We start from the raw sequence: 20,590 nt of genomic DNA, 5'->3' as shown, positions 1-20,590 counted from the left end.
TGCCAGCAGCGACGGTACGGATTTCTTCAATCTTCTAACCGAACAAATCTCTGATCGGCAGCCGGTAAGCAGGCTCCGTTACACATGGCTTAAATCCAATTATGCCACGAGATACGGGCTAACCAATTTCCAATCTCTCACTCGGGAGTGAGTGTTGACCAAGGTGCCGCCGACAGCAAACATTCGATTGTGGAGAGGAAGCGTTCTACCTGCGACAAATCGACGGTTTGCGTCAGGTCACCATGGATGAATGCATTGCGAGCGTGAGCCATTTCGCGAAGAAAGGCCGCGTCGGTCGGCGTCAAGACCCCCTCGGCAGCAAGCCGTTCAATGATCCGTCCGGGCGACTGGGGCCTTGAAAACACTGACGGTCTACGCGCCCTGCTGACCGCCTCGAATGCCGACCATCCTAAAAGCAGCGCCGCTCGGGGTTCGATCTGCGCCACCTTTTTTGCGCTATCCAACGTCGGCGCAATTAGCTCGTTAGGCATAACTGAGAGGCTTGTTCGCTTTACACGACTAATCACCAGATGAAGCTTCCACTCTGGGTTCTGGGCGAGCGCCTCTTGAAGGCGGGCCACTTTAGCAGCAGCAATTGCTCCTTCTGATGCAATCTCCACGATAAGTTTTGGCTCTCGACCCAATGCGATTGCGTCGGGCCGGAATATTGAAAGGGCGGCGGGGAGCAGGTTTGGGGACGGCTCAATGACGACGTCGTACCCCTTCGCCGTCAGGTCTCGCGCTGTAGCCTCTAAGAGTTCGCGCTCGGTATCCCAAATTTCGGTCATGGCCGAAGCTCCTCGTGAGGGTCATTCGAGAGACGAACGTAAAGCGCTGGCTTTTGGCCCAAAATGCATTGAGCGAGCGTGAGGCTGGGATCACTGAAAGAAAAGACGCGCCCGCTCTCGAATTTTTGGATGACGATGCGCTCAATCTGCTGATCGTCGATGTAGACATGCTGGTTCATCGCATCGAGGGTCAACTTTAGCACGTTGTCGAGATCTCCTTCCATCTCATCCTCGGGATAATAAAATAGGGTTACCGCCAGGCGCTGCTCGGTCGCAAAATGCATTTCGGGTAGATTGGGAGCAAGCGAGGCGCGCACCAGTTCCTTCCAAGCCTGTTTGGCCGCAGCATTGCTGCGTTGGAAGGATACCGGCGCCGCTGGCACTATAAACTCGAATGGGAACTCAGGCTCCATCTTTGCGCTATTATCCTATCCCAATAAATCGCCCGAGTAGCGGATAACAACACCCCCATCGGTTGCGTCAGAAATGCTCGCAAGAACTCTGCGCCCACGCAAGGCGTTTGTCTCGCGCAGTCTCGGGGACAGCTATGCTCATGGTAAAACTGGCGTTATGCCATGAGCGTACTTCGGCGATGCTATCGTTTTCAAGGACGCGCGGCTTGTACCTTTTTTATCCCATTAGGAAATGCGCCAATGTCGTCACAGGGCCCGAGGAGATGGGCGCCAGCGTGCCGCGCGACCTGTTGTCAACGACGGCGGGATCGAATTTGCTGCCTTCGCGAAGCCGATCGATATAGTCCGACCACCACTGCATCATGCGCGTGCGCTCGTCCCAGTGCATCGCCCGGTCATAAGCGGCCCGCACCTTGTTCGTCTCGCGATGCGCTAGCGCCCGCTCGATCGCGTCGGGATACCACATCTTCGCTTCGTTGAGCCGCGTCGAGGCGAGCGCCCGGAACCCGTGCGAGGTCATCTGGTCGTCGGTGTAGCCCATGCGCCGGAGCGCATAGTTGAGGGTGTTCTCGCAGATCGGTCGCAGGAATGATTGCGAAGACGGAAAAAGGAACCGTCCTCGATTGCCGATCGCCTTGAGGCTCTCGACCAGCGCGATGACCTGATCGGACAGCGGCACGTCGTGCGGCAGTCCCATCTTCATGCGCTCACCCGGAATACGCCACACCCGCGCACCCATGTCGAACTCGCTCCAGTCGGCATAGCGTAGCTCGCCCGGCCGGACGAACGTATGCGCCGCTATCTGGAGCGCGATGCGCGTCTCAGCGCGCCCGCTGTAGGTCGAAATCGAACGCATCAGCTCGGCGACAAGGTGGGGCTCGACGATCGCCGAGCGACGCTTGACCTTCGGGATGGTGAAGGCGCCGCGCAGGACTTCCGTAGGATTGCGATCTGTACGAACGGTTGCCATTGCATAGCGGAAAACCCGGCCAGCGAACGACCGCAACCTCAGTGCCGTTTCGTGATGGCCACGCTTCTCGACACGGCGGATCGAATGGAGCAGCTCCTGCGGCGTGATCTCGCTGATCGGCCGGTGCTCTATGTCGCGGTCGAGCAGACCGCGGAACCAGATCGCTTTCTTGATGGTCGCCTCGCTTTTGCCTTCGCGCTCCATCTTGGCGATAAACTCGTGGGCAATCGCGCGGAACGTGTCCGATGCCGCCATCGCGGCTTCGAGCTTCGCCTTACGGCGCACGGCCGAGGGATCGATGCCGGCAGCGACCTTGCCGCGCGCTTCATCGCGCAGCGCCCGCGCTTCCTTCAGCGACACTTCGGGGAAGCTGCCGAAGCAGAGCTTCCGCTCGATGCCGTAGAAGCGATATTTGAAACGCCAGAGGATCGAGCCGGTCGGCTGGACCTGGACATAGAGGCCGAGACCGTCTGCAACCTTGTAGGATTTGTCGCGGGGGCGGAGCGCGAGTATCTCGATATTGGTGAGCATAAACACCTCATTTGAGTCCCATTTCAGGGCCCCCAAATGGCGGTGAGCTGCCATGAGCGGCCTTGAGCTGGTCCGGTACAAGTGAAGTGCCAGAACTAGCAGAAAACCGTGCTTTTTGCGAGGTTAAAGCGACCGGAAAACGGTCAAAAACTGGTGCCGCTTAGAGGACTCGAACCTCTGACCCAGCATTACGAATGACAGGGTGAACGGCCGCTCTGGGCATTTGGCGCGACGTACTCAGTTCCGGCCACGGCCTCCAGGTCGCATTGAAAAATTGGTTGGAATTAATGGCCCCTCCCCCGAATGACCGCGTCCAAGTCTAGAAGACTGTCGAACTTATAAAGCGCGGGTGCTGGCGTAGCTTGGAAAAGGTTCGACTAGAATCGGCGGTTATGGCCTACAAGTTATATGGACTGAATCATGGTTTCAGGCAGACGGGGAACACCGTGTAGGACCAAATGTCATAGACAAGTATTTGAAAAAACGTATCAAATACTTAGGGTCGGTTTCCTAAAATCACCCTATCCGGTTTGTTGCCCGTCGGTCAGCCTTCCAGTTCGACATCCCAATACAGCCAGTCGATCCAGCTCGTGTGCAGATAGCCCGGCGGGAAGGCGCGGCCATTGTCCTGTAGCTGCCAGCTCGTCGGACGCCACGGCTGGCGATAGATCGGCATGCGCGCCTGTTGCGGCGTCCGCCCGCCTTTTTTGAGGTTGCACGGCGCGCAGGCGGTGGTGACATTTTCCCAGGTCGTCCGCCCGCCCAGCCGGCGCGGCACGACATGGTCAAAGGTCAGGTCTTTGCCCGAGCCGCAATATTGGCACGAGAAACGGTCGCGCAGGAACAGGTTGAAGCGGGTGAACGCCGGATGCTGCGACGGTTTCACATATTGGCGCAGCGCGATGACGCTGGGGATCGGCATCGTCCGGGTCGGCGAATGAATCTCGCGCTCGTAATTTTCGACGATGGTAACGCGGTCGAGGAAAACCGCCTTGACCGCGGTCTGCCACGGCCACAGGCTGAGCGGATAATAGCTGAGCGGCGTGTAATCGGCATTCAGAACAAGCGCGGGACAGCTGTCGGGATGCCGGGCGAGATCGGGATGGAACATGGCGGTTGGACATTGCCCCCATTGCTGATCAGATGGCGCGCCACTGCCTTCCTCAAGTGACAAGCCTATTACATGCCGCATCAGAATCTGACGTCAAGGGGGCATCTGCCGCAAGATATGGAAGGATTCTGATGACGCCAGCACCGTATATGGAGTTTTTACCACGGCGATGCTGACCCGTTTTGCGCCCAGCCCGACCGGCGACCTCCACCTTGGTCACGGCTATAGCGCCGTGCTGGCGCACGACGCGGCGCGCGCGGCGGGCGGCCAATATCTGATCCGCTTCGACGATATCGATGGCAGCCGCTCGCGCGAGGAATATGTCGGCGCGTCGCTCGCCGATCTCGCGTGGCTCGGGCTCGGCTGGGATAGCGAGCCGGTGCGCCAGTCGGCGCGGCTCGGCGATTATGCCGCGGCGCTCGACATGCTGCGCGCCCGCAATCTCGTCTATCCCTGCTTCTGCACCCGCGCCGATATCGCCGCGAGCCTGAGCGCGCCGCACGGACCGTCGGGGGCGGTCTATCCCGGCACCTGCCGCACTCTTTCCAAGACCGAGCAGCAGCGGCGGATGGCGGCCGAGCCGCATTGCTGGCGCCTCGATATGGCCCGCGCGGTCACACATGTCGGCGCGCTGACCTGGGAGGAGCAAGGGGAAGGACCGCGCCCCGCCGATCCGCTGGCACATGGCGACATCGTCCTCGCGCGCAAGGATGCCCCCGCCAGCTATCATCTCGCCAGCACCCTCGACGACGCCGCGATGGGTGTCACGCACGTCACCCGCGGCGCCGACCTGATCGCCGCGACCGACGTCCACCGCCTGCTCCAGGCGCTGCTCGACCTGCCGACCCCGCTTTACCGCCATCACGCGCTGGTTTGTGGCTGCGATGGCAAGCGGCTGGCGAAACGCGACGCCGCGGCGTCACTCGCCGCGCTGCGCGGCACCGGCGTCGATGGCCGCGCGCTCGCCGCCGATCTGCTCGCCGGACGCCTTCCCACTGGTTATTCGCTGCAGATGCCCTAAATAGGGGCCATGAACATCTTGCTGATCATCGGCGTCGTCGTGGCGGCCGGCTTCGTCCTCTTCTCGCTCGCGCGGGGGCTCTTCTATTTTTCGCAAGGCCACCAGGCGGTGATCGACGGAAAAGTCGAAGAAAATCAGGTGATGCAGAACAAGATGATGATGTCGCGCGTCAAATGGCAGGCGATCACCATCATCCTGATCGTGCTGATCGGCTTGCTCGCCGCGGGCGGTTGATCCCGCCGCTGCGCAAGCCCCGATAAATGGTCAAACTGAACAAAATCTACACGCGAACCGGCGATGACGGCACCACCGGGCTGGTCGACGGCTCGCGGATCGCCAAATCGGCGCCGCTGATGGCGGCGATCGGCGATGTCGACGAAGCGAATAGCGCGATCGGGATCGCGGTCGCCGCGCTCCATCCGAACAGCGACGCCACCGCGATGCTGGTGCGGATTCAGAATGAGATGTTCGATCTTGGCGCCGATCTCGCCACCCCCGCCGACCCGGCGCATGGTTTCGGCCCGCACGATATGGCGCTGCGCATCGTCCCCAGCCAGATCGCGCGGCTGGAGGACGAGATCGATCGGATGAACGACGATCTGGAAGCGCTGCGCAGTTTCATCCTGCCTGGCGGCACCGACGCCGCCGCGCGGCTCCACCTCGCCCGCGCGGTGACGCGGCGGGCGGAACGGGCGGCGGTCGCGGCAGGTGCGGATCGCGACCTCAACCCGCTGGCACTCACCTATCTCAACCGCCTGTCCGACCATCTGTTCGTGCTCACCCGGCACCTCAATGCCGCGGCGGGCGGCGACGTGCTGTGGAAACCCGGCGCGACGCGCTAGCAGATCGAGGCCCCCGCGAAGGGCGCTCCAGGGTCACGTGCCTCGGAACGCGGCCACCGTCGTCCCTGCTCTTCGGTGCTGCGTAAACCGCGAGCGGCGCCGCCTTTGCCGAGGCGACAGCCATGTTCCCCAAATGTTCTAGACATTTCGCCACCGCGTAACCATATTCGATCTTCATGCGAAACCGAATCGCACCTCGGGGGATTGTCTCATCATGGCCAGCCAAACCGACATTTCATCCCATCCGCAAATAGCCATCCCGCCACTCCTTCTCGCGCAGCGTTTCGCCGCAACGCGCCAGCTGTCGCTCGATCTTGTCGCGCCGCTGTCTGACGCCGACGCCAGCGCACAGTCGATGCCCGACGCGTCGCCTGCCAAATGGCATCTGGCGCACACGACATGGTTCTTCGAAACCTTCATCCTGCGCGACCATCTGCCGGGCTATCGCCTGTTCGACGATCGCTACGCCTATCTGTTCAACAGCTATTATGAGGCTGAGGGACCGCGTCATGCGCGGCCGCAGCGCGGGCTGTTGACCCGCCCGTCCTTGGACGAAATCCGTCGCTGGCGCGCGCATGTCGATGCCGCGGTGCTCGGCGCGCTACCCGACCTGCCGCCGGCGGCCCACACGCTGACCGAACTTGGTATCCATCATGAGCAGCAGCATCAGGAATTGGTGCTCACCGACCTCAAACATCTCTTCGCGCAGAACCCGCTCGGCCCTGCCATGTGGGAGGAAATGGCAATCGCGCGTGAAGCTGCGCAGTTTTCCGCCATGAAATGGATCGAGGGCACGGCGGGCATTGCGGCGGCCGGCCACGGCGGCGACGGCTTTGCCTTCGACTGCGAAGGCCCGCGCCACGATACGCTGCTCACCCCGCACGCGCTCGCCAGCCGCCCGGTCAGCAATGGCGAATGGCAGCAATTTATCGCCGACGGCGGTTATCACACACCCTCGCTGTGGCTTAGCGACGGCTGGGCGTGGGTGCAGGCCGAGGGTATCGACGCACCCGCCTATTGGGACGGCGACCGTCAGTTCACCCTGTCGGGTTGGCAGGACATCGACCCCGCCGCTCCCGTCACCCACATCAGCTTTTTCGAAGCCGACGCTTTTGCCAGCTGGGCCGGCGCCCGCCTGCCGACCGAGTTCGAATGGGAAGCCGCCGCGGCGCGCCTCGATCCGGCATCGGGGCAGCAGCTCGGCAGCGCCGGGCCGGTGCAGCCTGCCGCCGCTGCCGATGACGCCGATCGGCAACAGATGTTCGGCAGTGTGTGGGAATGGACCGGCAGCGCCTATCGCCCTTATCCGGGCTTCCGCGCCGCGCCCGGCGCGGTCGGCGAATATAATGGCAAGTTCATGAGCGGCCAGTTCGTGCTGCGCGGCGGCAGCTGCGCGACCCCGCGCGGCCATCTGCGCGCGTCTTACCGCAATTTCTTCTACCCCCATCAGCGCTGGCAGTTCACCGGCGTGCGTTTAGCCAAGGATCTCTGACATGGGCGTTGTTCGCAATCTCAGGCAGGTCGACGCCGACGCCGCGGGGGTCGATATCGCGTTTCGCGCCGACGTCCACGCCGGGCTGGCGCAGGCGCAAAAGGCGATCCCGGCGCGCTGGTTCTACGACACAACGGGTTCCGCGCTGTTCGAGGATATCACCGCGCTCCCCGAATATTATCCGACGCGCAGCGAGACCGACCTGCTCACCCGCCACGCCGCCGACATTGCCGCGGCGGTCGGTCCGGGCCGCGCAGTCGTCGAGCTTGGCTCGGGCAGCTCGACCAAAACCCCGTTGCTGCTCGGCGCGATCGCGCCTGCCGCTTATGTGCCAGTCGATATCTCGGGCGATTTTCTGCGCGACAGCGCCGCGGCGCTGGCCGCGCGCTTCCCCGGTCTGCCCATCTATCCGGTCGAGGCCGATTTCACCCAGCGCGTCGCAATGCCGCGCGAGATTTGCCCGTTGCCCAAGCTCGGCTTTTTCCCCGGCTCGACGATCGGCAACATGGTCGCGCGCACCGCGGTGGATTTGCTGCGCAACTGGCGCGAGGCGCTTGGCGAAGAATCGCTGCTGCTGATCGGGATCGACCGGATCAAGGATATTGCAGTGCTCGAGCGCGCCTATGACGATCCGGCGGGGGTCACTGCCGCGTTCAACCTCAACCTGCTCGAGCGGATCAACCGCGAACTCGGCGGTGATATCCCGGTCGAGAATTTCACCCACCGCGCGATCTGGAATGATGTCCATGCGCGCATCGAAATGCACCTTGTCGCGGCGTGCGAGATGGATTTCACCGTCGATGGGCATGACTATCATATGGCGGCGGGCGAGACGATTCACAGCGAGAACAGTCATAAATATGGCGCACGCGACGCCAACCTGCTGCTCCGCGCCAGCGGCTGGACGCCGGTGGCGACGTGGGACGACACCGACCCCGCCTTTGCGCTGATCCTTGCCGAAGCAACCGCCTTCCGTTCCGCCCCTTGACGCATGAGACCGAGCCCGTAGGGCACGGGCAGGGTTTCCAGCGAAAGGGCAGTTTATGATCGTCGGCGTCATCGGGGCAGGGCAAATGGGCGCGGGCATCGCGCAGGTATCGGCGGGCGCTGGCCATGACGTGTTGCTGTCGGACATCGATCTCGCGCGCGCCGAAGCCGGCAAGGCGGGGATCGCCAAGTCGCTCGGCCGTCTCGTCGCCAAGGAAAAGATGGCGCAGGGCGATGCCGATGCGCTGCTCGCCCGCATCACCCCCGTCGCCGACCACAGCGCCTTCGCCCCCGCCGACCTCGTCATCGAGGCCGCGACCGAGCGCGAAGAGATCAAGCGCGCGATCTTTGCCAGCGTCGGCCCGCACCTGTCGTCCACCGCGATCCTCGCCAGCAACACCAGCTCGATTCCGATTACCCGTCTCGCCCAAGCCTCGCCCGATCCGGCGCGCTTCATCGGCGTGCATTTCTTCAACCCGGTGCCGGTGATGGGGCTGATCGAACTGATCCGCGGCCTCGCGACCAGCGACGCGACGCTGCAAGCCGTCGAAGCTTTCGGCCGCGGCCTTGGCAAGGAAATCGTCCACGCCAACGACGCGCCGGGCTTCATCGTCAATCGCGTCCTGATGCCGTTGATCAACGAAGCCGTGTTCGCGCTGGGTGAGGGCGTCGCGACGATGCAGGACATCGACGCCGGTTGCCGTCTGGGGCTCAATCATCCGATGGGTCCGATCACGCTCGCCGACTTCATCGGGCTCGACACCTGCCTCGAAATCATCCGCGTCCTGCACAGCGGCACCGGCGATCCCAAATTCCGTCCCGCCCCGCTGCTCGTCCAATATGTCGAGGCGGGCTGGGTCGGCAAAAAGGCGGGCCGCGGCTTTTATGACTGGACGGGAGCCGAACCGGTCCCGACGCGTTAGTCTATTGGCTGTCAGGGGGCAGCAGAGGAGGCGTCATATGCAAAACAGATTTATCGTCGGATTTTCGGCCACCGCAATGGCCGCGGCGCTCATTCTCTCGGTCCCGTCGCAGGCACAGTCCGGGTCGCCGGAAAATCCGACCATCAAGGACACCGCCAACAAGGTGACCGAACCATTTGACGGCAAGGAAGCGCCCGCCAAGCTGGTGGCGGTTCAGGGCGATCCCTATTCCCTGGCGGGCATGCGCAAATGCGCCGCGATCCAGAAGGAAATCGTCGAACTCGACGAGGTGCTCGGCCCCGACGTCAACGAAACCGAAGAACAAAGCACGGCAAAAAAGCGCGAGCGCACGGTGGGCCGCGTGGCTGGCAGCGTGGCCGGGTCGATCATTCCGTTTCGCAGTCTGATCGGCGAAATCACCGGTGCCAATGCCGAACGTCGCCGCTATGCCGAAGCGGTCTATGCCGGAACGGTTCGGCGCGGCTTCCTGAAAGGCGTCGGGCTCGAGCGCGGTTGCAAGGCGCCCGCGCGGCCCTGATAATCTGATAGCGGGGGGATTTCCATGGACGTCGAGAATATCCGTGCGTTCGTCATCGATGTGCCGCAATCGGCGCTCGATGACCTGCAAGACCGCCTGGCGCGGACGCGCTGGCCCGAGAAGGAAACGGTCGACGACTGGGATCAGGGCATCCCGCTCGCCTATGCGCAGGAACTCGCGGCCTATTGGCGCGAGGGTTATAATTGGCGCACCGTCGAAGCGCGGCTGAATGCGTTGCCCAATTATCTCGCGGCGATCGACGGACTCGACGTGCATTTCCTCCATATCCGTTCGGCTAATCCGGCGGCGCGCCCCCTGGTCCTGACCCACGGCTGGCCGGGGTCGGTGCTCGAATTTTTTGACGTCATCGAACCGCTGGCGGCCGACTATCACCTCGTGATCCCCTCGCTGCCGGGCTATGGTTTTTCGGGCAAACCGACCGCCGCGAAGTGGAGCGTCGAGCATATCGGCGCGGCGTGGGACGCGCTGATGGTTGCGCTCGGTTACGAGCGCTATTTCGCGCAAGGCGGTGACTGGGGCAGCGCGGTGACCTGTGCGATCGGGATGAACCACGCCGATCATTGCGCGGGCATCCACGTCAACATGGTCGTCGGTGCGCCACCGCCCGACCTGATGAGCGACCTCACCGATGCCGAGCAGCTCTATCTGGCGCGCTTCGGCTGGTATCAGGCGAAGGACAGCGGTTATTCGACCCAGCATGCCACCCGGCCGCAGACGATCGGATATGCCCTCACCGATTCACCCGTCGGACAGATGGCGTGGATCGCCGAAAAATTCCATGGCTGGACCGATTGCGGGCACCAGCCTGGCGGTCAGTCGATCGGCGGGCACCCCGAAAAGGCGTTATCGAAGGATGCCATGCTCGACACGATCAGCCTGTACTGGCTGACCGCGAGCGCCGCCTCGTCGGCACGGCTCTATTGGCACAGCTTCCGCAATTTCGCCGCAGGCGAGATTTTGGTGCCGACCGGGTGCAGCCTGTTTCCCAGCGAGATCATGCGGCTGTCGCGGCGCTGGGCCGAGCGGCGCTACAAGAATATCGTCCACTGGAACGAGCTGCCGCGCGGTGGCCATTTCGCGGCATGGGAGCAGCCCGAGCTGTTCGCCAGCGAGGTTCGCGCCGCGCTGGCGAAGATGGACCTTTGACCAGGCCCTAGCGCGGCACCACCACCTGGCGACAGGTTTCGGGCGACGAACGCAGCGCGGTGTTCCACATCGCCTCATCGCCCTTGGTATGCAGGCGCCAGCCCGCACGATTTTCATAGATCGCGCCGCTGGCCGCGGGCGTGGAACGCATCGTTTCAGCGCGGCCGCCATTGACGCTCACCAAGGCGCGGTCGCCCATGAAATCGACCTTCAGCCGCGTGCCGCGGTCGCATTCATAATAGGTGCTGACCCCCGGCCCGCCGACCGACATGCAGGCGGGCAGCGCCAGCGCGGCGCCGCCAAGGGCGACGAATTTTATCCTGTCCATCGCAACCTCCCTCAATAGCCCGAACGGACGCACAGCACGTCGGCCAGATAGACCCGGTTGCTGACCGTTTCTATATGCTCGCGCGCCGATCCGTTCCAGCCGATCGAGCGGCAATATTTGTCCGCCGTCTGCGCCGCGCAGTTCGCCGTCGCCGATCCATACTCGCAGGCAAGGACGCGGCGGTTGCCTTGCGCGGGCTGGGTGTGGAATTCGGCAAAATTGCCGCGCGCGACCTGGTCGTTGGCGGGCGGCGCGGGATCCCAGCCGCCGCCGCTGCCGACCGGACGGATCGACTGGATGGTCAGGCCGCGCAGGACGTTGTTGAGCATCGGCGTGTCGCGCTCGACCGTGCGGCAGGTGCCGCGAAAGCGCGTTTTCTGGCACAATTCCCAGCGGCCGCTGGCGACGCGCACCGAATTGACCGGCCATGCCAGACCCAGATTGGATTTCGCCTCGCCGATGAACACTGCGGGGCCGCGATAAGCGGCGTCGCGATAGATCGTCGCTTCGGGCGGCCTCGCCATGCGGTCTTCGGGAGGCTGTGCGCTGGAGGTGGCGAGCATAGCCGCCCCCATCGATACGGCAGCGGCGGCGAGGATCGACACACGATGGGCGATTTTCATGGCAAACTCCCTCTTGGTGAACGCGACCCGGGGTTCGTTATCGTCCAGCAGATTATGCCATTTCAGACCGGCTTGCAAATTCTCCCAAGCGCCGCGTCGGGCCGGTCAGGGGGCTTTGGTTGCTTGGGCCGGGGCCGGGGTTGCTTGGGCCGGGGCCGGGTCGGGGGTCGCTACGGGCGCCTCGGCGGGGGCCGCAACCGCCTCGACTGCGGGCGCAGCAGGCGGCGGCGCGACGGGCGGTGCGATCCCCAGCATCAATCCGGCCAGCGCCGCCGACATCAGGTTCGAGAGGCTGCCCGCGAGCAGCGCCTTCAGGCCCAGCTTGGCGATCATCGGACGCTGGTTGGGGGCAAGTCCGCCGGTCACCGCCATCTGGATCGCGATCGAGCTGAAATTGGCGAAACCGCACAGGGCAAAGGTGGCGATGGCGACCGCGGCCAGCGACATGTCGCCCTGCACCCTGCCGAGGTCAATGAAGGCGACGAATTCGTTGAGCACGATCTTGCTGCCGAACAGCCCGCCGACGACTGCGCTTTCGTCCCACGGCACCCCCATCAGCCACATCACCGGGCGGAACAAGGTGCCGATGATCGCCTGGAACGACAGGTCGGGATAGCCCAGCCAGCCACCGATCCCGCCGAGCAGGCCGTTGGCGAGCGCGACAAGCGCAACGAAAGCGAGCACCATAGCGCCGACCGCGACCGCGAGCTTGACGCCGGTCTGGGCGCCCTGCGCGGCGGCCATGATGATATTGGCGGGCTTTTCGTCGTCATGGCTCGCCTCGGGCATGATCACCGGTTCAATGCCCAGATCCTTGGGATCGTCGGGCATCATGATCTTGGCCATCAAGATGCCGCCTGGCGCCGACATGAAGCTGGCGGCGAGCAGATAGGGCAGCAATTGTTCGCCGATCATGCTGGCATAGGCGCCCAATATGGTGCCCGCGACCCCGGCCATGCCGACGGTCATGATCGTGAACAGCTGCGGCGGGGTCAGCCCGGCGAGATAGGGACGGATGACGAGCGGTGATTCCGACTGGCCGACAAAGATGTTCGCCGCCGCGCCCAGGCTTTCGACCTTGGTGATGCCGGTGATTTTCTGGATGCCGCCGCCAACCCATTTGATCACCAGCTGCATGATGCCGAGGTAGTAGAGGATCGAGATCAGCGAGGCGAAAAAGACGATGACCGGCAGCGCCGCAATCGCAAAGCTGTTGGCGCCGATTTCGGGCGAGGCGAGCGGGCCAAAGATGAAATCGGTCCCCGCCTTGGCATAGCCCAGCAGGTTCGACACCCCGTTCGACATCGCCTGAATGATATTGCGCCCCCACGGGGTGCCGATCACCAGCAAGGCAAAACCGGCCTGGAGCAGGAAAGCGGGAATGACGATGCGCAGGCGAATCCACCGGCGGTTGGAAGAGAATAAAACGGCGATCGCGAGCAGCGCGACGATGCCAACTAAACCAATCAGTCGTTCCATATTCTTGTGCGTCCCCCGCAAATTGTTGCGCCTTGTCTAGCGGGCTTTGGCGGGGGGGCAAGTGTTGCTGCCGCGCGCATCTTTCCACGCTGCGCAAAAGCGACTATCGGGCGGCATGACCGACACCACATCGACGGCGCTGCCGCGCACGCTCTCGCCCTCCCTGTTCCTTTTTACCATCATCTATGGCGGCATGGTCGTGCTCGCCGGGGTGCTGGGGAACAAGCAGGTCGCCCTGTTCGGGGGGCTGGCAGTCGAGGCCGGGATTTTTCCGTTCCTGATCCTTGTCGCGCTGTCGAGCGCCGTGTCCGAAGTGCAGGGCCAATCGACCGCGAACAAACTGGTGCTGTGGGGCTTTGTCCCGCTGGTGATGTCGATCATGCTGACATCGCTTGTCTATGCGCTCCCGGCAGCACCCGAGATGGATCCGGCGCGGCTGGCATCGTTCGAAATGATCCTGGGCCAGACCCCGCGGCTGATGGCGGCGGGGATCGTCGCCTATGGCACCTCGCAATTTTTGAACGTTACGATCTTTAGCAAGCTGCGCGGGCGCGAAGGCGCCGGGACCGGGACGACCTGGCTCGCCATCCGCGGCGCGATCGCCAGCGCGCTCAGCCAGATCGTCGACACCCTGCTGTTCGTCACCATCGCCTTTTACGGCGTCTTCCCGATCGCCAACCTGATGGGCGGACAGATGCTGGCGAAGGTCGCGCTGTCGATCCTGGTCATCCCCTTTGTGATCACCGGCCTCGTCGCGCTCGGCCGAAATCTCGACGCCAAGAACGACGGATGATGACGATGACCGACCCGTCGAAAATGCCCGACCTGCTCGCGAAGGCCGAAACGCTCGTTGAGGCGCTGCCTTATCTGCAGCGCTACGCCGGCGAGACGTTCGTGATCAAATATGGCGGCCACGCGATGGGCGATGCCGAGGCGCAGCGCGATTTCGCCGAGGATATCGTGCTGCTCAAAGCCGTCGGGATCAACCCGGTGGTCGTTCACGGTGGCGGGCCGCAAATTGGGGCGATGCTGAAAAAGCTCGGGATCGAATCCTCCTTTGTCGGGGGACTACGCGTCACCGACGCCGCGACTGCCGAGGTCGCCGAGATGGTGCTGGCGGGCAAGATCAACAAGGAAATCGTCGGCTGGCTCGCCGCGCTCGGCGGGCGTGCGGTCGGCATTTCGGGCAAGGATGCCAATCTGGTGCTTGCCGAAAAGGTGCGGCGGACCCAGCCCGACCCCAATTCGGGGATCGAGCGCCATGTTGACCTCGGCTTTGTCGGCGAGCCGGTGGCGGTCGATCCGACGATCCTGTTCAACCTCACCAAGGATAATTTCATCCCCATCGTCGCCCCGGTCGCGCTAGGCGCCGATGGGGCAACCTACAATATCAATGCCGACACGATGGCGGGCGCGATCGCCGGGGCGCTCGGCGCCAAGCGCTTTTTCCTGCTCACCGACGTCGCCGGGGTGCTCGACAAGGCGGGAGCGCTGCTCACCGACCTCGACCAGACGGCGATCGAGGCGCTGAAGGCCGACGGGACGATCACCGGCGGTATGATCCCCAAGGTCGAAACCTGCGTCGCCGCAGTCGATGCCGGGGTCGAGGCGGCGGTCATCCTCGACGGGCGCGTTCCGCACGCGATGCTGCTGGAAATTTTCACCGCAAGGGGTGCAGGCACGCTCATTCACCGCTAAGAGACGCGGCAACACCCTATTTCGGAGAAATCGCCTTGGTTCTCATGCTCCTCCAGATCGTCCACATCATCCTGACGGTCCTGTGGTGGTTCATCATCGCGCAGGCGGTGATGTCGTGGCTGATCGCGTTCAATGTGATCAACACGCACAATGATTTCGTCAATCAGCTGTGGACCGTGCTCGACCGGATTACCGAGCCATTGTACCGGCCGTTTCGCCGCATCATGCCCGATTTCGGCGGGCTCGACCTGACTCCGATGCTGGTGCTGATCATCATCATCATTCTCGACGGGCCGGTGCTCAATTATCTCGGGCGCCTCGCTTATGCGAACGGCATGGCGTGATGACGGTTGAGACCGCCGCGCAGGTGATCGACGGCAAGGCTTTTGCCGCCGGTCTGCGCGGTCGGATTGCCGACGCTGTCCCCGCCTTTGTCGCCGCAACCGGGCGCGCGCCCGGGCTTGCGGTCGTGCTGGTCGGCGACGATCCGGCGAGCGCGGTCTATGTCGGGTCGAAGGGCAAGGCCACCGTTGCCGCGGGTATGGCAAGTTTCGAGCATCGCTTGCCCGCCACCGCGACGCAGGACGAGGTCGAAGGATTGCTCGCGCGATTGAACGCCGACGATGCGGTCGATGGCATCCTGCTGCAATTGCCGCTTCCCGGTCACCTCGACGAACAGGCGGCGGTCGCGACGATCGACCCCGACAAGGATGTCGACGGGCTGACCCCGGTCAGCGCCGGGCGGCTGGCGCTCGGCATCCCCGGCATGGTGCCGTGCACCCCCTGCGGCTGCTTGCTGCTGCTGCAGGACCGGCTCGGCGACCTGTCGGGCAAGGACGCGATTGTGGTGGGGCGCTCGATCCTGGTCGGCAAGCCGATGGGACAATTGCTGCTCGCCGCCAACGCCACCGTGACGATGGCGCACAGCCGCACCAAGGATTTGCCCGCGCTGGTCCGCCGCGCCGATATCGTGGTGGCGGCGGTCGGGCGCGCCGAAATGGTCAAGGGCGACTGGATCAAGTCCGGCGCGATCGTCATCGACGTGGGGATCAACCGCCTGCCGCCTGCCGACGGCGCAGTGAAGGGGCGATTGGTCGGCGACGTCGACTATGCCGAGGTCGCGGCGGTCGCCGATGCGATCACCCCGGTTCCGGGCGGGGTCGGGCCGATGACGATCGCCTGCCTGCTCCGCAACACCCTCGTCGCCGCGCACCGCCGTGCGGGTCTGGCCGATCCGGAAGGCTTTTGATGCGCATCCTGTTCACCGCTTCGCTCGCCCTTTCGCTGCTCGCCGGTTGTGCCGGTAACCCCAACGACGTCCGCAATCGCCCGCTGGGGCCGAACCCCAGCGCCTTTGTCGCTGCCGAAATCGGCTTTTCCCGGCTGGCGCAAGAGAAAGGTCAGTGGACCGCGTTTCGCGAAACATCGCATCCCGACGCGGTGATGTTTGTGCCGCAGCGGGTAAAAGCGCGCGACTGGCTCAGGACGCAGAAAGACCCCGCCGAAGCGGTAAAGTGGGAACCACATGCGGTTTATGTCAGCTGTGACGGCAACAGCGGTGCGACGACCGGCGCGTGGCAGAAGGGGCCGGCGCACGGCTTTTTCACCACCGTCTGGATGCGCGATCCCAAGAGCGGCAAGACGAACTGGATCCTCGATCATGGTGATGGCCTCGCCGCCCCACGCGAGGCGCCCGAATTTATCGAATCGAAGCAGGCAGTGTGCGGATCGCGCCCCGCCGTTCCAATCGAAGCGGCCGCCGAGGGTGACGATATGGCGGTCGGTCTGTCGCCCGACCAGACCTTGAGCTGGACTTCGACCGTTCGGCCTGATCAGTCGCGCCGTGTGACGATCCGGTTGTGGGACGGCAGCCAGATGGTGACCGCGATCGACGATCAGGTCGCGGCGCCGAAACAGCCATGATTGACCTGTTCATCTCGGCCTTCGTGACGCTGTTCGTGGTCATCGACCCCCCGGGTTGCGCGCCGATCTATGCCAGCCTGACCACCGGCGCCAGCGCGCAGCAGCGCCGGTCGATGGCGATCCGCGCGACGGTGATTGCGGGGTGCATCCTCGTCTTTTTCGCGATGTTCGGTGAAGCTTTGCTCAGCTTCCTGCACATCGACCTCGACAGTTTCCGCATCGCGGGCGGCATCATGCTGTTCATCATCGCGATCGATATGGTATTCGAAAAACGCACCGAGCGCCGCGAACAGCGCGCCGAAAAGGTGATGGCGACCCCCGAGATTGAGGATGTTTCGGTGTTCCCGATGGCGATGCCGATGCTGGCCGGACCGGGGTCGATCGCGTCGGTGATGCTGCTGGTCGCGCAGAATAACGGGCTCGACCGCGCGTTCGTGATCTTCGGCGCGCTGCTGCTGGTGCTGCTGATGACGCTCGGCGCGTTGCTCGCGGCAGGGCCGTTGATGCGCTTTATCGGCAACAAGGGCGAGGCTGTGATCACCCGCCTGCTGGGCGTGTTGCTCGCCGCGCTCGCCGCGCAGTTCGTCATCGACGGCCTCAAGGCGAGCTTCCCCAGCCTGACATAGATAAAGGGCGCCGCCTGCCGGCGACGCCCTTTCCTATTCCACGGGAATGGAATTTAGCGGGCGGAGTTGACGTCCGCCTGCGTCACCGGCGCGATGCGGATCTCGACGCGGCGGTTGCACTGATAATCGGCCTCACCGCGCTCGGGCGAGCATTTCAGCTGCGTTTCGCCATAACCCCTCGTGGCCATACGCGCGCGCTGGATGCCGCGGCCGCCGAGGTAATCGGCGACCGACGACGCACGGCGTTCGGACAAGCCCTGATTATAGCTGTCGCTGCCGGTCGAATCGGTGTGGCCGTACACGTCGATATAGGTGCTGGGATATTCGGCCAGCGTCGAGGCGACATTGTCGAGCGCGCTGCGGAACTGCGATTTCACCAGCGCGCTGTTGTAATCGAAGGTCACGTCGCCGGGCATGTTCAGCACAAGCTGGTCGCCCTGACGCTCGACGTCGATGCCGGTGCCGGCAGTGCGCTCGCGCAGCTTCTTTTCCTGCTCGTCCATGTAATAGCCGACGCCAGCGCCCGCGACCGCGCCGATGCCTGCGCCGACAATCTCCTCGGTGCGGCTGTTCTTGCCGCCGATCAGGTCGCCCAGCAGATAACCGCCGAGCGCGCCGCCGAGACCGCCGATCGCAGCATTCGAAATGCGCTTCTCGCCGGTATTGGGATCGGTCACACAGCCGGTCAGCGCCATAGCGCTGATCGTGGCAAGCGTTGCGAGTTTGATCGTTTTGATATTCATTGGTCGCTCCCTTTGTGGGCGGCCGCAAGGGTTGTGCGCGTACCGCCGTACCTGCCGATAACTTTTGGCTGGCGATCTAGTTCCCGAATCTGGCTGAATGCTCGCTGAGGCGCTTATTCAGCCGCCATTGTGCAATGCCGCGGCTTTGTCCTATAAGCGCCCTATGACCGACGCTGACAGGGGCCGGGCGCCGACGCGCCGCACGACCGCCCAATGACCCCTTTCCCATGGTCCGACGTGGCGATCATCGCTGTCCTGATCCTTTTGAATGGCGTCTTCGCGATGTCCGAACTCGCGATCGTGTCGGCGCGCGCGCCGCGCTTGCAGGCCGCCGAAAAGCGCGGCAGCCGCGGCGCCGCGGTCGCACGCCAATTGACCGCCGATCCAGGGCGCTTCCTGTCGACCGTACAGGTCGGGATCACGCTGATCAGCATTCTGGCCGGCGCCTATTCGGGGGCCAGCCTGGGCGGCCCAGTGGGCGAGCGGCTGCAACTGCTGTTCGGTTTCGACGATGAAACCGCGCTGACGGTCGGGTTTGCGGTCGTGATCGCGGTGACGACCTATTTCTCGCTGATCGTCGGCGAGCTGGTGCCCAAGCAATTTGCGTTGCGCGCGCCTGAACCGATCGCGATCTTCATCGCGCTGCCGATGCTGTGGCTGTCGAAAATCGGCGCGCCGCTGGTGTGGCTGCTCGACCGCAGTTCGGCGCTGGTGTTCCGCATCCTTGGCCTCAACCGCGAATCCGAAGACCGGGTGACCGCCGAAGAATTGCACCTGATCGTCGCCGAGGCGTCGAAATCGGGGCTGATCGAGGAAAGCGAACGCGCGATCATTTCGGGCGTGGTGCGCCTCGCCGACCGCCCAGTGCGCGAAGTGATGACGCCGCGCAAGGACGTCGACTGGATCGACGTATCGCTCGACGCGCAGGGGGTACGCGACAAGCTGGTCGAATCGCCACACAGCCGCTTGCCGGTGGCGCGCGGATCGGTCGACGACATTGTTGGCGTGGTGCAGGCGCGCGACATTGCCGCGGCGCTGTTCCGCGGCGAAGCGCTCGACCTTGCGCAGCTGATGCGATCGGCCAAGGTTATCCACGACCAGATCGATGCGATGGACGCGCTGGAAGCCTTGCGTGTCGCCGACGTGCCGATGCTGTTTGTCCACGACGAATATGGTCATTTTGAAGGCCTGGTCACCCCCGCCGACCTGCTGGCGGCGATCGCGGGCGAATTTGCATCCGATCAGGATATCGGCAGTGAGCCGTTCGTCGTCGAGCGCGACGACGGCAGTCTGCTGATCGCAGGATCGATGCCCGCCGATCAGATGGCCGAACGGTTGGGGATCGAGCTCGACGACGACCGCGACTATGCGACCGCGGCAGGTCATGTTTTGGCAGTTCTCAAGCACCTGCCGAAACTCGGCGAGAAATTCAACGACAAGGGCTGGCGTTTCGAGATCGTCGACATGGACGGGCGCAAGATCGACAAACTGCTGGTGACCGAGATCAGCCGACCAAAGGTTGATGCGGACGCGGGCTGAGGCTGGCGCTACTGTAGAGCAGCAGCTCTCGAGCGACTGGCTGGTGCCGATTTCGAGGTGGGGGGCGGACATAGCCGATCCTCGCCTCGCTGACAGTCGCAGCCGATCGTTAGCGACCGCTCAGAGTTCGCCGCTAAGCGCGCCATATTTCGCTTCGAAGCCCCCCTTGTCGCCGCGCGCCAGATAGCTTGCCTGATCGACGATATTGTCACGCGCGATGCGGCCCTGAAAGGCACCGAGCTGGGGGTCGATGGCGGCGACGTCGGCGTCGGTCCAATTGGCGATCTGCTGAAAGCTGGTGACGCCAAGGCCGCCCAGGAGCGCGACCATCTTTGGCCCAACGCCTTTCAGCAACTGCAGATTGTCGGCTTTGGCTTCGGTGACTTCGGGCGCCGGTGTCGGGGCAGGCTGCGGCGCGGGTGCCGGTTCAGCCGCTGCTGTCGGCGCAATCGGTTCGGCGGCAACAGGCTCCACTGGCGCGGGCGCTGTCGGCTCGGGCGGCGGCGCGGGTTCCGGGGCCGGTTCGGGCTCGGCAACCGGAACGGCGACGGGGGGCGGGGGCGGGGTTTTTGCTATCGGTGGCGGCGTCGGCGTGACAACAGGCGTCGGGGCCGGTTCGATCGGTTTGAAGCGCGCGGGTTCAGCAGCGACAATCTCGGGTTTGACGGGTTCGAGCGGCTTGGCGGGCTTGGCCGGTTCGATCGATGGCGGCGCGATCTCTTCGGGCTTGGCGCGTCCGAACAGCCACCAAAGCAGCACGACCGCGACCACCAGCCCGACAACCGCGATGATCCAATTTTCCTGAAGCCACGTCATGATTGTCTCCCTGATTTCCCGTCAGCCTATTC

24 protein-coding genes are annotated in these 20,590 nt (G+C 63.8%); 15 read left to right on the top strand and 9 right to left on the bottom strand.

Annotated elements, in window-relative coordinates; translation table 11 throughout:
• Window positions 1-137: 137 nt before the first annotated feature.
• From CDQ92_RS18275 to CDQ92_RS18260, 4 genes are all read right to left on the bottom strand, one after another.
• Window positions 138-788, bottom strand: coding sequence for a hypothetical protein (locus CDQ92_RS18275; RefSeq protein ID WP_088443341.1), 651 nt, complete (start codon window positions 786-788; stop codon window positions 138-140).
• Complete coding sequence (locus tag CDQ92_RS18270; protein WP_088443339.1) at window positions 785-1,201, bottom strand: RusA family crossover junction endodeoxyribonuclease; 417 nt, start codon at window positions 1,199-1,201, stop codon at window positions 785-787. Before CDQ92_RS18270 ends, CDQ92_RS18275 begins: the two co-directional genes overlap by 4 nt.
• A gap of 217 nt (window positions 1,202-1,418) precedes the next feature.
• Entirely contained in the window at window positions 1,419-2,702 is a 1,284-nt protein-coding gene (locus tag CDQ92_RS18265; RefSeq protein WP_088443336.1) for a tyrosine-type recombinase/integrase, read from the bottom strand.
• Window positions 2,703-3,246: 544 nt separating this feature from the next.
• Window positions 3,247-3,813, bottom strand: coding sequence for an HNH endonuclease (locus CDQ92_RS18260; RefSeq protein ID WP_088443334.1), 567 nt, complete (start codon window positions 3,811-3,813; stop codon window positions 3,247-3,249).
• A gap of 169 nt (window positions 3,814-3,982) precedes the next feature.
• Between CDQ92_RS18260 and gluQRS the strand changes: the two genes are divergently transcribed.
• From gluQRS to CDQ92_RS18220, 8 genes are all read left to right on the top strand, one after another.
• Window positions 3,983-4,834: a tRNA glutamyl-Q(34) synthetase GluQRS gene (gluQRS, locus tag CDQ92_RS18255; RefSeq protein WP_088443331.1), complete on the top strand. Its 852-nt coding sequence runs from the start codon at window positions 3,983-3,985 to the stop codon at window positions 4,832-4,834.
• A 9-nt stretch (window positions 4,835-4,843) separates the two neighbouring features.
• Window positions 4,844-5,068, top strand: coding sequence for an HIG1 domain-containing protein (locus CDQ92_RS18250; protein ID WP_088443329.1), 225 nt, complete (start codon window positions 4,844-4,846; stop codon window positions 5,066-5,068).
• Window positions 5,069-5,094: 26 nt separating this feature from the next.
• Window positions 5,095-5,676 carry a cob(I)yrinic acid a,c-diamide adenosyltransferase gene (locus CDQ92_RS18245; protein WP_088443326.1) on the top strand — a complete coding sequence of 194 codons (582 nt, stop codon included), beginning with the start codon at window positions 5,095-5,097 and terminating at the stop codon, window positions 5,674-5,676.
• Window positions 5,677-5,890: 214 nt separating this feature from the next.
• A complete protein-coding gene (gene egtB, locus CDQ92_RS18240) occupies window positions 5,891-7,168 on the top strand; it encodes an ergothioneine biosynthesis protein EgtB (protein ID WP_088443323.1) in 1,278 nt (425 codons plus the stop codon).
• A gap of 1 nt (window position 7,169) precedes the next feature.
• Window positions 7,170-8,156 carry an L-histidine N(alpha)-methyltransferase gene (gene egtD, locus CDQ92_RS18235; RefSeq protein WP_088443320.1) on the top strand — a complete coding sequence of 329 codons (987 nt, stop codon included), beginning with the start codon at window positions 7,170-7,172 and terminating at the stop codon, window positions 8,154-8,156.
• 55 nt (window positions 8,157-8,211) lie between these two features.
• Window positions 8,212-9,078 carry a 3-hydroxyacyl-CoA dehydrogenase NAD-binding domain-containing protein gene (locus tag CDQ92_RS18230; RefSeq protein ID WP_088443317.1) on the top strand — a complete coding sequence of 289 codons (867 nt, stop codon included), beginning with the start codon at window positions 8,212-8,214 and terminating at the stop codon, window positions 9,076-9,078.
• Between the two features lie 37 nt (window positions 9,079-9,115).
• The gene (locus tag CDQ92_RS18225) at window positions 9,116-9,616 is read left to right on the top strand and encodes a hypothetical protein (protein ID WP_229667466.1); all 501 of its coding nucleotides are present in this window, start codon (window positions 9,116-9,118) and stop codon (window positions 9,614-9,616) included.
• A gap of 24 nt (window positions 9,617-9,640) precedes the next feature.
• Window positions 9,641-10,783: an epoxide hydrolase family protein gene (locus CDQ92_RS18220; protein ID WP_088443310.1), complete on the top strand. Its 1,143-nt coding sequence runs from the start codon at window positions 9,641-9,643 to the stop codon at window positions 10,781-10,783.
• 7 nt (window positions 10,784-10,790) lie between these two features.
• On the opposite strand, the gene CDQ92_RS18215 is transcribed toward CDQ92_RS18220, so the two are convergent.
• From CDQ92_RS18215 to CDQ92_RS18205, 3 genes are all read right to left on the bottom strand, one after another.
• A complete protein-coding gene (locus tag CDQ92_RS18215; RefSeq protein ID WP_088443307.1) occupies window positions 10,791-11,111 on the bottom strand; it encodes an MliC family protein in 321 nt (106 codons plus the stop codon).
• An 11-nt stretch (window positions 11,112-11,122) separates the two neighbouring features.
• Window positions 11,123-11,734 carry a beta/gamma crystallin-related protein gene (locus tag CDQ92_RS18210; protein ID WP_088443469.1) on the bottom strand — a complete coding sequence of 204 codons (612 nt, stop codon included), beginning with the start codon at window positions 11,732-11,734 and terminating at the stop codon, window positions 11,123-11,125.
• Between the two features lie 105 nt (window positions 11,735-11,839).
• Window positions 11,840-13,213 (bottom strand): NupC/NupG family nucleoside CNT transporter, encoded by a 1,374-nt coding sequence (locus CDQ92_RS18205; protein WP_088443304.1) that lies wholly within the window; start codon window positions 13,211-13,213, stop codon window positions 11,840-11,842.
• A gap of 115 nt (window positions 13,214-13,328) precedes the next feature.
• On the opposite strand from CDQ92_RS18205, the gene CDQ92_RS18200 reads away from it, so the two are divergent.
• From CDQ92_RS18200 to CDQ92_RS18175, 6 genes are read left to right on the top strand one after another with little or no spacing between them, the layout of a single operon-like run.
• Entirely contained in the window at window positions 13,329-14,006 is a 678-nt protein-coding gene (locus tag CDQ92_RS18200; protein WP_088443302.1) for a queuosine precursor transporter, read from the top strand.
• A 5-nt stretch (window positions 14,007-14,011) separates the two neighbouring features.
• The gene (gene argB / locus CDQ92_RS18195) at window positions 14,012-14,911 is read left to right on the top strand and encodes an acetylglutamate kinase (protein ID WP_088443466.1); all 900 of its coding nucleotides are present in this window, start codon (window positions 14,012-14,014) and stop codon (window positions 14,909-14,911) included.
• A 44-nt stretch (window positions 14,912-14,955) separates the two neighbouring features.
• The gene (locus CDQ92_RS18190; RefSeq protein ID WP_088443299.1) at window positions 14,956-15,255 is read left to right on the top strand and encodes a YggT family protein; all 300 of its coding nucleotides are present in this window, start codon (window positions 14,956-14,958) and stop codon (window positions 15,253-15,255) included.
• Window positions 15,255-16,160 (top strand): bifunctional methylenetetrahydrofolate dehydrogenase/methenyltetrahydrofolate cyclohydrolase FolD, encoded by a 906-nt coding sequence (gene folD / locus CDQ92_RS18185; RefSeq protein WP_088443297.1) that lies wholly within the window; start codon window positions 15,255-15,257, stop codon window positions 16,158-16,160. The genes CDQ92_RS18190 and folD overlap by 1 nt, the downstream gene beginning before the upstream one ends.
• Window positions 16,160-16,834, top strand: coding sequence for a hypothetical protein (locus tag CDQ92_RS18180; RefSeq protein WP_088443295.1), 675 nt, complete (start codon window positions 16,160-16,162; stop codon window positions 16,832-16,834). Before folD ends, CDQ92_RS18180 begins: the two co-directional genes overlap by 1 nt.
• Window positions 16,831-17,460: a MarC family protein gene (locus CDQ92_RS18175; RefSeq protein ID WP_088443293.1), complete on the top strand. Its 630-nt coding sequence runs from the start codon at window positions 16,831-16,833 to the stop codon at window positions 17,458-17,460. The genes CDQ92_RS18180 and CDQ92_RS18175 overlap by 4 nt, the downstream gene beginning before the upstream one ends.
• 53 nt (window positions 17,461-17,513) lie before the next feature.
• Here CDQ92_RS18175 and CDQ92_RS18170 read toward each other — a convergent pair whose 3' ends face one another.
• Entirely contained in the window at window positions 17,514-18,203 is a 690-nt protein-coding gene (locus CDQ92_RS18170) for a YiaD family glycine zipper/OmpA-like lipoprotein (protein ID WP_088443291.1), read from the bottom strand.
• 213 nt (window positions 18,204-18,416) lie between these two features.
• Between CDQ92_RS18170 and CDQ92_RS18165 the strand changes: the two genes are divergently transcribed.
• On the top strand, window positions 18,417-19,742 hold the full coding sequence (locus CDQ92_RS18165; protein ID WP_088443289.1) for a hemolysin family protein: 1,326 nt from the start codon (window positions 18,417-18,419) through the stop codon (window positions 19,740-19,742).
• 120 nt (window positions 19,743-19,862) lie between these two features.
• Here CDQ92_RS18165 and CDQ92_RS18160 read toward each other — a convergent pair whose 3' ends face one another.
• The gene (locus CDQ92_RS18160) at window positions 19,863-20,558 is read right to left on the bottom strand and encodes a hypothetical protein (protein WP_088443287.1); all 696 of its coding nucleotides are present in this window, start codon (window positions 20,556-20,558) and stop codon (window positions 19,863-19,865) included.
• Window positions 20,559-20,590: the final 32 nt, after the last annotated feature.

The sequence above is a fragment of the Sphingopyxis bauzanensis genome, from assembly GCF_002205675.1.
Taxonomy (GTDB): Bacteria; Pseudomonadota; Alphaproteobacteria; order Sphingomonadales; family Sphingomonadaceae; genus Sphingopyxis; species Sphingopyxis bauzanensis.
This window is presented reverse-complemented; position numbering and strand designations above follow the sequence as displayed.